7 protein-coding genes and 1 riboswitch are annotated in these 12,960 nt (G+C 65.9%); of the genes, 3 read left to right on the forward strand and 4 right to left on the reverse strand.

The features are described 5' to 3' along the window. Positions 1 to 36: 36 nt before the first annotated feature. From ATK36_RS22830 to ATK36_RS22845, 4 genes are all read right to left on the reverse strand, one after another. The gene (locus tag ATK36_RS22830; protein ID WP_098513359.1) at positions 37 to 4,101 is read right to left on the reverse strand and encodes an Eco57I restriction-modification methylase domain-containing protein; all 4,065 of its coding nucleotides are present in this window, start codon (positions 4,099 to 4,101) and stop codon (positions 37 to 39) included. Beyond that, a complete protein-coding gene (gene drmD, locus ATK36_RS22835) occupies positions 4,101 to 7,295 on the reverse strand; it encodes a DISARM system SNF2-like helicase DrmD (protein ID WP_245915024.1) in 3,195 nt (1,064 codons plus the stop codon). The genes ATK36_RS22830 and drmD overlap by 1 nt, the downstream gene beginning before the upstream one ends. Before the next feature lie 501 nt (positions 7,296 to 7,796). After that, positions 7,797 to 8,033: a hypothetical protein gene (locus tag ATK36_RS22840; protein ID WP_098513361.1), complete on the reverse strand. Its 237-nt coding sequence runs from the start codon at positions 8,031 to 8,033 to the stop codon at positions 7,797 to 7,799. A 752-nt stretch (positions 8,034 to 8,785) separates the two neighbouring features. Beyond that, entirely contained in the window at positions 8,786 to 9,076 is a 291-nt protein-coding gene (locus ATK36_RS22845) for a 4a-hydroxytetrahydrobiopterin dehydratase (protein WP_098513362.1), read from the reverse strand. A 24-nt stretch (positions 9,077 to 9,100) separates the two neighbouring features. After that, positions 9,101 to 9,212: riboswitch (TPP riboswitch) on the forward strand. Positions 9,213 to 9,238: 26 nt separating this feature from the next. On the opposite strand from ATK36_RS22845, the gene ATK36_RS22850 reads away from it, so the two are divergent. The 3 genes from ATK36_RS22850 to ATK36_RS22860 are packed head-to-tail and all read left to right on the forward strand — an operon-like array spanning position 9,239 to position 12,911. After that, positions 9,239 to 10,306: a thiamine ABC transporter substrate-binding protein gene (locus ATK36_RS22850; protein ID WP_098513363.1), complete on the forward strand. Its 1,068-nt coding sequence runs from the start codon at positions 9,239 to 9,241 to the stop codon at positions 10,304 to 10,306. Further along, complete coding sequence (locus ATK36_RS22855; RefSeq protein WP_170069861.1) at positions 10,282 to 11,901, forward strand: ABC transporter permease; 1,620 nt, start codon at positions 10,282 to 10,284, stop codon at positions 11,899 to 11,901. Before ATK36_RS22850 ends, ATK36_RS22855 begins: the two co-directional genes overlap by 25 nt. Next, positions 11,901 to 12,911 carry an ABC transporter ATP-binding protein gene (locus ATK36_RS22860; RefSeq protein ID WP_098513364.1) on the forward strand — a complete coding sequence of 337 codons (1,011 nt, stop codon included), beginning with the start codon at positions 11,901 to 11,903 and terminating at the stop codon, positions 12,909 to 12,911. The genes ATK36_RS22855 and ATK36_RS22860 overlap by 1 nt, the downstream gene beginning before the upstream one ends. Positions 12,912 to 12,960 lie beyond the last annotated feature (49 nt).

The raw sequence follows: 12,960 nt of genomic DNA on the forward strand, positions 1-12,960 counted from the left end.
CCTCTCGGCCTGGGGTGTACGGGCAAACCGAACCAGTCAGGCGAAGAGTGTCCCGTCCTCCCTGGGAACCTCGCTCGCCGCTACCGTGTTATCCCCCCGTTGCTCACGTTTAGCGCGGCGGTGGTTTTCCTCGAGGAGGCGATCGAGGGTCTCTGCCCGAGCAGTTGGGCTTACCGTCCATCGCTCCATCTGGCGGTAGGTGTGGAATCCATGATCGAGTTCGATGTCGTCCCAGTCGTACGCAGCTACGGTCGCCTCATCAACCTCAATGTGGATCTCACGCAGCCGATCAACGTCTCTGTCACGCAGGACGACAGGGTCGTTGACCAGGTTGTAGATCTTGGTCAGGCCGAGGTCGCGGCGGAGCATGATCTCCCGACGCTCCTCATCTAACGTCTGCCCTGCTGCCTTGAGACGGTCGGTCACGTCCGGACGAGGGAAAGTCGCGAACACATCCGACGGCGAGTAGTTCACGTCTAAGCGTATCGTCGATCCGTATTTCATTGCCCACAACTGATGGAGAGAAGATGAGAGCAGGGTCTGATCCGCGAACGAGTTGGTGGCAAAGACGCCTAGCTTGTGGCTGAACACATGGCCAGAAGGAACCCGCATCGGCATGACGGTCTTGCTCACCAACGCGATGACGAGCACCTCGTCGAGGTTCGCAATCGCCTTTCGGAGCGCCGGCCGCTTGTCACCGTATTGCCACCACCGGTCAGGCAACGGCTTTCGTAGGGCGAACGAGCCGTCTGACTTCAAACGTTGGCGCTCAGGTTTTACCTGCTCTGTGATCCGACAGAAGGGCAGCGCGTATTCCGCAGCCCGAGTTTTGGACCAGTCGTTGAAGTCGATGACCCAGCGGGAGGCGGTGGTGTCAGGACGTTGGTTGAGGTCTTCGCCATTAAGATAGGGAAAGAGTACCTCTGCATTGCGTTGATCGGCATCGATCCATTCTTGCGCTTCCTCAGGTTCGAGAACGAAACCCATTCCCAGCACGTAGCATCCGATGAAGCCGACGCCTGTGTTCTCCAGCAGTCGTGCTGGGTTGCCTTCGGCTCGGCCGGTGGGTTCGAGGAGGGTGCTGATGCGACGTACCTCGATGTCGTCGGCCACTCGTGGCACGTTGTCGGCGACGGGGCTGAGGGTGCCCCAGGCGGCGGCGTACTCCAGGTTGGCGCTCGAGGCCGGCCAGGAGCGGGACTGGATGGCGCGGGTGATGGTGAAGCCGTCGGCGACCATCGCGTCGAGGCCGACCTCGCGGGTGTCTCCCTGAGCGACCGTGTTGGTGGCGACCAAGCCGAGCGTGCCATTCCTCTGTAGGAGTGAGGTGCCACGCAGAAAGAAGTAGGCGACAAGATCCGCGTTTCCCTTGGTTCCTCCTGCGACCTGGTTAACCAGCCACTCGCGCACCTCGGTGCTTATCGCGCCGCTGATCTTCTTACCGCCGAGGAACGGCGGGTTGCCGACGATGGCGTCGAAGCCACCGTTGTCGATCACAACGTCGGGGGCCTCGAGGACCCAGTGCAACGGCTTCCACCGCGCGTAGTCCGTCTCGACTGTCGGCTTGAGACCGGCATCGATGAGCGATTCGAGGGACGTGCTGTCGTCCTCGCCCTTGTCTGGGTATGCAGCACGGGCGGCGACGCGTAGCTTCTCGTATGCCTCGTCGAGCGCCTTGCCGGGCTTTCCACCGAGTGGAAGCCCGGCAGCGACGACGCCGTGAGCGAGCTTGCGAAGGTTGGAAGTCACCTCGCGGAACTGGGCGAGTTGACGACGCTTCGCGGTGCTATTGCGGACAGGGTGGGTCTCATCGATCTCTTCCAGCAGCCGGCGGCGGATCTCGGCAGCTCGGCGAAGGATCGCATCGACGTCGATAAGGCGGCCGTGGAAGGTCTCTCCGCGGGCCTTGGCCGGGTCAATGTGGAGCCATCGGAGTTGGTCGATCTTGGTGAGACCGAGCAGCGAGTTGCCGTTGAAGACTTTGTCGTCGACGAACGAGAACGGCAGGTCGCGGTCGAGTGATACGAGCCAAAGGGAGAGCTTGCACATCTCGACGGCCATGTCGTTGATGTCGGCGCCGTAGAGACAGTTGGCGACAACCTGGCGGGTCGCTCGAGTGTAAAGGTCCTTACGCCCGCTATTGGTCGGGTCCTCGGTGGTCCATGCCTCGACCACTCGCTCGGAGAGGTAGCGCGCCGCGGCGACGAGGAAAGCGCCGGAGCCGCAGGCGATGTCAGCGACCTTGAGCTCCAGGAGTTCGTCCGAGGACTTGAGCTTCCACTGTTCCTCGGCGGCTGTGTCGTGCGGGCCAGGCGAGTAGCAGAGCGGCTGAAGCGCGTGGAGGACAACCTCCTCGGCCAGTGATTTGGGCGTGTAGTGGGCGCCGGCGTTCTTGCGCGACGGTGTCTCCTTGACGATAAGACCACCGCCGAGAACGACGAAGGGCCGCTTACGGAGGTCAAGGCGGATCAAGCCGAGCCACGGCTTCACCCTGTCGCGCAGTTGGAGATCGCCACCAACGGCCGGGGTGAGCGAGCTGACCACACTGGGCTCGACTTCGGCGCCGATCGCCTTGGCAATGGCGGCCGCCGATGAAGGCTTCGACGATGGCTGGTCTTCCTCGACGAACGCACGAATCGCGGCAGCGAACTTCTTGGGATCGGTGTGCTTGGCGGCGAGCGCTTCGAGCTTCGCAAGTGAGATTTCAGGTTCCTCGCCGAGAGCGCCCTTGAGCCCGACGGTGGCTTCGCTGGCGACGGCTGCGGTGTAGCCGAGCAGGCCCTCGTAGATGTATCCGATCTGCTCGACGTCGATATCACGGAAGGAAATGCGGCGCGCTTCGCCCTTGATGCTGGCGATCTGGACCGATCGGAGCACGTGGAGCATGACGCGGTCCGAGACGGTGATCGCGAGGGCGTTCTGTTCGTTCGTGTCGGTCAGGAACGGGAACCGCGCCGGGTCGAACAGGGAACCGCCATAGGCCGGCATCCGGAGGTTCTCGAAGCTGGCGCCCTGATAGAGGGCCTGGCTGGTGGCGAGAAGCCGGTGCCAAGTGAGCGATGTGGAGTCGAGCGCTTCCTCGCTCTCCTCTGTCTCGCGCCCGATGAGGCGGTCGAGTTCGCGGGCGATACCGTAGCCCTGCTCGAACAGCTCACCCGAAGGCAGGAGTCCTCGTTCCTCGGCGAAGAGCAGGAAGACGACTCGCATCATTACCGTGACGGCGCCTTCGTAGCTGTCGTGGGTGCGCTCCGGCAGCGGATCAGGGAGACCGCGGCGGCGCGCATCGGCGGCCGATTCGGAAAAGGACTGAATCAGGAGCTCGACGGCTCGTCGTACCTGGGCACCGAGGGCCTCGGTGATCTCCTCGGCCTCGGCGACCGAGTCCTTGAACAGGACAGGCAGACGTTCGGTCGGGTCACCGCCGACGAGGTACTGGCGGCCGATCAAGGTGAGAAATGCGTCGCGAGTACGAGGCTCTTCGATCCAGGTCAGCGCGTCGACGGCGCCGGACGCAGCCATCGCGCCTTCACGTGCGCAGACCAGACCCCACCAGCGACCGTCGGTGACGATGCCGATCGGGATCTTGTTCTCCCGCAGCATTACCTCGAGCCTGTCGATCGGGTTCGCAGCCCACAGGCCACCCGGTGTTTGGCGCAGTGAGTCGACGGGATCGATGGTGTGGACGAGCGCGCCGATGCCGTCGGCACCGTTGAGGGCCGCCTGCGCCCGGATCGTGACCGTGTGGTTGGGCGACTGGGCCTCGACGCCCGGAACATCGCCCCAGGACAGGGACTCGGCCCAACCAGCGATATCACGCAGGATCGTCTCGACCCACTTGTCGCGGGCGACGCGGTAGGACTCAAAGACGGACTCGGAATCCGGGGAGCGGTCGTGCTTCTCCCATGCGGCTTCGAAGTCCTTGCGGGCGTCAACGAGTGCTTCCTTGCGATCCCTGGCCAGGCTGGGCATCCCCTGCGGCCAGACCCGCTTCAGCGGCGGGATGGCAAGGAACGGGCCTTCGGCGTCGACCAGTTCGAGCCATGCCCGGTGCTGGTCAGTGGCGTTGATGACCGTGCGACGAGGAGACGATGCGCGTGCCATCACTCGACCCAACCTTCTGCATTACCTCGCGTCAACGCGAACACGACCGCCGCGGCGGTCGTATGTGGCTTGACATCGACGTAGCGGTCGGTGATGGTGGCGATCTCGCGCTCCTCTTCGTCGTCGAGCTCATCGAGACGCCGGTTCATGGCGTCGATATCACGCCTCCATTGCCGCTGCTGGTCGGGATCGCTGAACAACTGCCCTTGTGCCTCGTCCTCCTCGGCTTTCAGACGGGCGAGGGAGTCTCGCAAGTTGGTGCGAAAGGCCGCGAAGATCTCCTTGGCACGTTGTACGTCAGCAGCCTGACGCTTGGCGAGTTGCTCTATCACCAGCTCGTGTCGCCTTCCTGCGCGGGCCTGCATCGATTCTTCGAGCCGGAGGCGAAGCGGGGCGTCGGGAACGTTCCACAGGTCGCAGAGCTGATCGCGAACCCGCTCATCTGCCAACGACAGATACTCGCGGTCGAGCGCCTTGTCGAGCGCCGCCTCTGCCTTCTCCTCCGCCATCGCCCGGCGTCCCCTCAACCGGACACCGGCGAGAAAGACTTCCTCGTGAAGGCGGACGCCACCACGGCCGACCAAGACCATGCGGGTGACCGCCGCGACGAAGGACTCGTCAAGATCGTCGACCACAACAGCGGTGACACGGCTGAGCGGTGAGTCGACGCTCCAGAGCGAGCGGCGGAGGAGTCTCTGAGCCTTTTGCACGATCGGGTGACCCAGGTGGACGTAGACGAGATCGGCACGCCCTTCTGCGGCTTCGGGGTCGAAGGTGATGGGACGAAGAACACCGGGGTTGAGACGGGTATCGAGCCCACGCAAGGTGTCGTGCCAGCCAGCCGTAAGGGCCGGGACGGTGAAGACCTCGGCGTCCGTGTCCTCTGCGAAGTCGTGGTTCGGTACGAGGGGTGACTGGTGGTTGATGCGCAGTGCTGTATCGACGACTCGACGAAGGTTGGCCGGGTCGAGGTGCATCTCGGTGCGCGACACGCGATAGCGCTGCTCCAGCTGCGTCAAGCGAGCGTTGAGCTCCATGCCGCCAGCCAGGGCGGAGTTGATGACCTCGTTGGTGTCGAGGCCCTTCGACCTCGCCTTGGCCGGAGCCCGCCGCTTGCCGAAGTGGCCCTGGATCTGTTCGCCGACGACTTGATTGGCCGACCCGAGATCGTATTCGACCTGAGCTATCTTGCGGGCGATCCGCTCCATGAAGCTCAGGTCGGCGGCATAGGTGGACGAGTCGACGACGGGGACGAAGTGGAAGACCTGGGGTTCCTCAGTCTGCCCATAGCGGTCGATTCGGCCGATGCGTTGTTCCAGCCGGGAGGGGTTGAACGGGATGTCGAAGTTCACAAGGCGGTGGCAGTAAGTCTGCAGGTCAATGCCCTCACCTGCGGCATCGGTGGCGAGCAGGACCCGCACCGGCTCCTTCACGGGGTCGGCGGTGAACTGCGAGCGGACGTACTCGCGCTCGTCGGTCGGTGTCGAGCCCTGGATGACCGCGAGTCGATCTTCTGTGTAGCCACGCTGGTTCAGGACACGGGTGAGCCAGTCAACTGTGTGGGCGTATTCGGTGAACACTACGACGCGCTCGTTGGACCAAGTCTTGCCATCGGGACGGCAAACGGCTTCGAGGAAACCGATCAGTCTGTCGAGCCGGGAGTCGGCACGGCTCTCATAACCAAGCCCCCACTCCATAAGGGCTTCGAGCTGACCTGGCTCGGCGGCGATCAGCGGGTCGGAGCCCTTCGACTCCCGGAGCTTCTCAGACTCGTCCTGCTCCCATAGACCTTCTTCCTCGTCTGCCTGGCCCTCACCGAAGATGTCGTCGTATTCATCGCTTGGTAGCCCACGGCCGACCTTGGACGACAGATAGTGGCTCAGCGTCATCCCGAATGCGAACGGGCTGGACAGGAAGCGCTTCTTCAACAACATGGTCACAATGTCACCGCTGGGCTTGGTACCGTTCTGTTTCGCGCTCTTTGTGACGATGTCGTCGAGCAGGGAGAACATCTGCTGCTCGGAATCAGTCGGGGTGACGTCGAGAGCGCTGACCTTGCGCTGCTTGAACCCCTTACCGGTCAGGTCTGTCTTGAGCCGACGAACCGTTACATCCTTCAACGCGGCGGAGTCCAGGTTCGCGCCGCGCGCGAATCGGCGTGGCTCGATCATGGCCATCAGGGCAGTGAATGACTCAGGATGACCGTTGTGCGGTGTCGCGCTCAGGAACAGTCGGTGCTCGCACTTCTCTGCGATCTGGCGGACTGCGACTGTGCGCTGCGTGTCCACCGCGTAGCCACGGCCTCCGGCGATGACCGATGGGCTGGAAGGTGCGACGTGATGGGCCTCGTCGACCACGAGGACATCGAATGCGTATCGCTTACCGATCTTGGGGTTGGTGGCCTGAGCGTATACGTCACGAAGCAGGCGTTGGGCGCGGATCTGAGGCAGCCACGCCATGCTGACGATCACGCGCGGAAAGAGTTGGAAGGGGTTGGCGTGCAGGCCGTGGGTGCGACGAACCTGCGCCATCAACTCGGAATTGACGACCGTGAACTCCAGCCCGAACTTCTCGCGCATCTCGTCCTGCCACTTCAGCGCGAGGCTCGGTGGGCACACGATCACCGCAGTGCGCGCGCGGTGCCGCAAGAACAACTCTTGAATTACCAGGCCCGCTTCGATCGTCTTGCCGAGACCGACGTCGTCCGCAAGGAGGAGGTTTGATCGAGGCGCCCCGAGGGCGCGACGGAGCGGTTCGAGTTGATATGCCTCGACGTTCACACCTGACCAAAACGGTGCTTGGTAGCGGTTCGGGTCGGCGCTCGTGACCGCTCCCCAGCGCATCGCGTCGATGAAGCCAGCGAGCGTCGCCGGTTCGTCGAAGACATCAGCATAGACGATATCTGGCAACCCCTGCGCCGGCGTGACCGTGTGGCCGACTTCCAGCTCCCACACAACTGAGAGCTGCTCACCGAGGCGTTCTTCGTCCAGCGACTGGAGGACGACCACGTGGGAAAGCTGCGCTGTCGCCTCGTCAGCCGGGCTGCGTGGCAGGCCCTGGGCGCGAACATCGGCGACGGCCCACATCGAGCCCCGCACCTCGACAACCTGCCCAGGCTCAGGCAGGGGCGGCATCGCCGATGTACAGCGCGTCGAACGCTCGGCAGCGAGTGTGGTGATATCGATCCCAGGCACAAGTCAAAACGTATCAGCGGCGTACCACGGAAGCAGCCTCTACCTCAGCGAATGCGCCGTCAACGGCCTCATCCCCGCCGCCACCGCAGTAGCTTCCGGCTGTAGTTGGTGCTGGCGGTTCAATCCGGTTCTGCGCTGGTCGGCGGCCGCGTCTTTGACTGCTCGGTCATGTGGTCGAGCGCGCGGTTGAGTAGGTCGACTTCGAGTGGCAGCGCCAGCGGCAGCTCGCGCGCTGCCAGTGTGGACGAAGGTATCGTCGGCCAGTCTTCTGCGAGGCACCTTGGTCTGGTGGTCTTCGTGAAACTTGTCCGCCGCAGGTCCCGCCACGCTTCGGTATCGATCCGCACTAAAGTGCAGGTACCCCGTTCGTGCTCCAGTCAAACGAACCGTATTAACACGCGAAAAGGCAAGCTGGAAATCCGCGACCACTACCCGGTGATCGCGGATTTCCGCCATTGGGCACACTTCATCCGCAGAATGGCGGAATGCGCCGCACAGTGCTCAGTAGGTCGGCTGAACCATCAGCAGGTACTGGCCGTGGTTGTGGAGGTCCTTGCGGGTCCAGTCGACCCAGCGGTGCTGCGGGAAGCCTGCGTTGCCCGCGGCGGCGCAGGCGTCGGAGGACGGGTAAACCCCGGCAGGCACAAAGGTAGCAGCGGAAGCGGTGCCCTGGGTGGCGGCGATCGCGCCAGCGACCCCCAAAGCCAGCACGGTGCCCGAGACGAGTTTCCGGATCATGTGAACAGCTCCGTTCTTGGATCGTGTGCACGCGTTGCCTTGCGTCATAAGGACGGTGGGGCTGTGCGCGAGTGCACCGATTCTTTGTCCGGGGCATTCCGAACGGCAAGAGTGCAGTGCCGCGACGGCAAAGTGAGGGCGGCCAAGTTGCCCGATCGCATTGTGGGCGACGAAGTTCTGAGGGAATCCCGGCCACGAGAGAGGCCAAAAGAGTGATTCGCAATGCGGGGGACGGTTCGAAATGATCATGACGTTAAACCGTCGGCCTTCGAGATCACGGTGAACGGGGAAGGCCGCCGATCGAACAGGACACGGTCACAAGGGATCGGGGCTCGTCACCTGTGTGGTGACGAGCCCCGAGAGAAACGGAGTGACTCAGCCGAGCAGGCCGAGCACGATGATCGCGAGCAGGGTGAAGGCCGTCGCGTAGGTGGTGATCCAGGTGCGCTGGACGGTGGTGAGCTGGGCCGACGTGCTGTGCATGACGTGTCCTAGTGGCCGGGTGCCGAACGATTCCGCCCGGATAGCGCCTTGATCATGCCCGCTGTTACCAAGTGTGTCACGAATCACGCCGGGCGCGGGCGGTGTGCCAGAGCACCCCGCCCGCGGCGGCCACCATCAGGCCGAACGACACCATTCCCACCACGATTGCCTGCGTCAACTTCGCCACCCTCCGGTTCGCTTGTTTCCCCTGTCCGGGAGACGTCCGAGACGGCTGGTGGTGTCGCCGGTGTTACCGATGTCACGCTTGGTCAGGTGGTTGCCAGCAGCGCGTCGATCTGGCGGGCCAAGGCGAAGTCGCGTTCGGTCAGGCCGCCGAGGTAGTGCGTGCTCAGCCGGAAGGTCAGGGTCCGCCAGCGGATGTCGATGTCCGGGTGGTGATCGGCGGCCTCGGCCAGCTCGGCCACCCGGTCGACCACCTCGATCGCGGCCGGGAACGAGGACAGTTTCACAATACGGACGATGGTCTCGGCCTCGCGATGCCAGCCGGACAGGGTGCGTACCGCCTCGTCGGCGGCCGAGTCGCTCAGGAGTTCCGTCATCCCTCCATGGTGTCGGCTACGCTCCGAGGTTGCCACGGGAGTCCGGTACGCCGGGCTGAGAGGCGGGCACCCGGTCCGCGACCGTTCGCACCTGAATCCGGATCATGCCGGCGCAGGGAGGCCCTACCCTCCTCCGCTGCCCGGTGCACTGCAGGAGGACAGATGATTCCGCGGACCGCACGCACGGTGCTGGGCCTTTTCACGGTCGCGGTGCTGGCGAGCGCCTGTTCGCTGTCGGGCGGCGACACCGGCGGCTCGGCGAGCTCCGAACAGCAGGAACCCACGCTGACGCTGGTCACCCACGATTCGTTCGTGGTACCGCAGGAGGTGCTCGACGCCTTCCACCGCCAGTCCGGCATCACGCTCAAGATTCTCAAGTCCGGCGACGCGGGCGCGCTCACCAACAAGCTGGTGCTGACGAAGGGCAACCCGATCGGCGACGTCGCGTACGGGGTCGACAACACGTTCGCGTCCCGCGCGCTCGGCGAGGGCGTATTCCAGTCGTACACCAGCCCTGAGGCCGACCGTGGGCCGCAACGGTACGCGGTGGACACCCAGCACCGGCTTTCCGCGGTGGATGTCGGCGATGTGTGCGTGAACGTGGACACGGGCTACTTCGCAGCCAAGGGCATCCCGGCCCCTACCTCCTACGACGAGCTGGCCGAGCCCCAGTACAAGGACCTGATGGTCGCGGAGAGCCCGGCCACGGCCTCGCCGGGGCTGGCCTTCCTGCTCGGCACGATCGCGAAGTACGGCGAGAACGGCTGGCAGGACTACTGGAACCGGCTGAAGGCCAATGGGCTCAAGATCGACAGCGGCTGGGAGGAGGCCTACACCAAGGACTTCTCCGGCTCGTCCGGCAAGGGGCCTCGCCCGATCGTGGTCTCCTACGCTTCGTCGCCCGCCGCTGAGCTGGGCGAGGACGGCAAGCCGCGGACGAAGGCGCTGCTCGACACCTGCTTCCGGCAGGTCGAGTACGCCGGGGTGCTGACCGGCAGCAAGCACGTGCCGGAGGCGCAGAAGGTGGTCGACTTCCTGCTGTCCCAGCAGTTCCAGACCACGGTCGCGGCGAACATGTACGTCTATCCCACGCGCACGGGCGTCGAGCTGCCCGCGGGCTGGGCGAACGCGGCACCGCTGCCGACTGCCTCGGCGACCATGCCGGCCGACAAGATCCAGGCCGGTCGCGAGAAGTGGATCGGTGCATGGCGCTCGCTCATGGGAGCCTGAGACCGGCTCGCACCGCCGGGCTGACGCTGCTCGGCCTGCTGCCGGTCGCGTTTCTGGTGGTGTTCTTCGCCTGGCCGGTGGTGGCGATCGTCGGCCGCGGATTCTCCGCGGGCGGCGTGGACACCGTCCTGGGGGACCCGCAGACCTGGCGGCTGGCCGGATTCACGCTGGGCAGCGCCGCCGCCTCCACGGTGGTGGCGCTGGTGGCCGGGCTGCCCGTGGCGTTCCTGCTCGCCAGGGTCCGGCTGCCTGGCATCGGGCTCGCACGCACCATCGTGCTGATCCCCTTCGTGTTGCCGACGGTGGTCGTCGGCCTGGCCTTCCGCGCGTTGTGGCCGGACGGCGGAGTACTGCCGCTCGTGCTGGCCAACGCGTTCTTCAACGTCGCGGTGGTTGCGCGGACCGTCTCCGGGCTGTGGGCGCATCTCGATCCGCGGGCGGCCGAGGCAGCGCGGGCGCTGGGTGCGTCGCCGTGGCGGGCGTTTCGCACGGTCACGCTGCCTGCGCTCGCGCCGGCAGTCGCGTCCGCGGCAGCAGTGGTGTTCCTCTTTTGTGCCACCAGTTTCGGCGTGGTGCTGATCCTCGGCGGCGGAAGCTACCGCACCCTGGAGACGGAGATCTACCTGCGGACCGTCGACCTGCTGGACCTCTCCGGCGCTGCCGCGCTCTCGTTGCTCCAGTTCGCCGCGGTGGTCGCGGCCCTTGCGCTCGGCGCCATGGCACGGCGGCGCCGGGAGAGCGCCGTACGGCTGCGCGCAGCGCAGGTTACTGCCCGCAGGCCGCAAGGCGGGCAGTGGTACGTGGTCACGGCCGCGATGGTGGTGCTCGGGCTGCTGCTGACGCCGATCGTCGCGTTGCTCGTCGAATCCGTCTCCACACCGGACGGGTGGAGCTTCGCGGGGTACCGCGCGCTGGCGGGTACTGGAGCGAACGGCGCGCTGCAGGTGACGGGGTGGGTCGCCGTCCAGAATTCGCTGGCGGCGGCGACCGACGCGACCCTGCTCGCGATGGCCATCGGGGTGATCGCGAGCGTGGTGCTGGTCGTGCTGCGCCGTTCGCCCGGACTGCTCGCGCGCGGCGCCGGGGAGACGATGGACGCCGCATTGATGCTGCCACTCGGGGTTTCCGCGGTGACCGTCGGATTCGGTTACCTGGTGACGCTCGACGCGCTGCCCGGCGACCTGCGGACGTCGCCGATGCTCGTGCCGCTGGCCCAGGCGCTGGTGATCATTCCGCTGGTGGTGCGGATGATCCTGCCGGTGCTGCGGGCGATCGACGAACGGCTGCGTCAGGCCGCGGCGACCCTGGGTGCGAGCCCGCTGCGGGTGTGGCGGGAGGTCGATCTGCCGCTGGTCGCGCGTTCGCTGGTGGCCGCGGCCGGTTTCGGTTTCGTGGTCGCGCTCGGCGAGTTCGGCGCGACGAGCTTCCTCGCCCGCCCGGACGCGCCGACCTTGCCGGTGGCGGTCGCCACGCTGATGGGCAGGCCGGGGGAGCTGAACAACCAGATGGCCTACGCCGCGTGCGCGTTGCTGATGCTGGTGACGGTCGCGGCCGTCGTGCTGATCGACCGGTTCGGTTCGGCAGGGGAGTTCTGATGGCGCTGTCGGTACGGGATGTGACTGTCCACTATGGATCTTTCACCGCGGTGCGGGAGGCCCGGCTCGACCTCGCCGACGGTGAGGTGCTCGCGTTGCTCGGGCCGTCCGGCTCGGGAAAGTCGACGCTGCTGCGCGCGATCACCGGCCTGGAACCGATGTCCGCCGGCACGGTGGCCTGGGACGGCGCCGATCTGGCTGCGGTCCCGGTGCACAAACGGGGTTTCGGCCTGGTTTTCCAGGACGGCCAGCTGTTCCCGCACCGCGACGTCGCCGCGAACATCGCGTTCGGGCTGCGTATGCACGGAGTGCCGCGGGCGCAGCACGCGAAGCGGGTCGCCGAGCTGCTGGACCTGGTCGGGCTGGCCGGGTTCGAACGGCGGCGGGTGACCGAGCTGTCCGGTGGCCAGGCCCAGCGGGTCGCGCTGGCCCGTGCGCTGGCGCCGGAGCCCCGGTTGCTGCTGCTCGACGAGCCGCTGTCCGGGCTCGACGCCGGGCTGCGCGAACAGCTGGCGATCGACCTGGCGGAGTTGCTGCGGCGCAGCAAAATCACCGCGCTGCTGGTCACGCACGATCAGGAGGAGGCGTTCACCCTCGCCGACCGGGTGGCGGTGCTCGACGCTGGAGAGATCCGCCAGGAAGGCGCGGTCGGTTCGGTGTGGCGGCGTCCGGCCGACGAGGTGGTCGCCCGGTTCCTCGGCGTCAGCACATTCCTGCCCGGTACCGCGGAGTCGGGCGTGGTGGGCACGGAACTAGGCGCCGTCGCCGTACCCGACGCTCCGGACGGCCCGGTCCGGCTGGGACTACGTCCGCACGGCCTGCGGGTGGCCGCCGAGGGGCTGCCCGGCGAGGTCACCGCCGCCGTGCACCGGCGTGATCACGTACGCCTCGTCGTGCGGCTTGCTGAGTCCACAGTGGACGCCGTCGCGCCGGCCGCCGCGGACCTGCGCGCGGGCGACCCCGTCCGCCTCACCCTCGATCCGGACGGGATCACGGTAGTAGGGCTGTGAAGGGGCCCTTCACGGACTCAGAGGCTGTGAAGGGCCCCTTCACAGCCTT

The organism is Amycolatopsis sulphurea (assembly GCF_002564045.1).
In the GTDB taxonomy this organism is placed as follows: Bacteria; Actinomycetota; Actinomycetes; order Mycobacteriales; family Pseudonocardiaceae; genus Amycolatopsis; species Amycolatopsis sulphurea.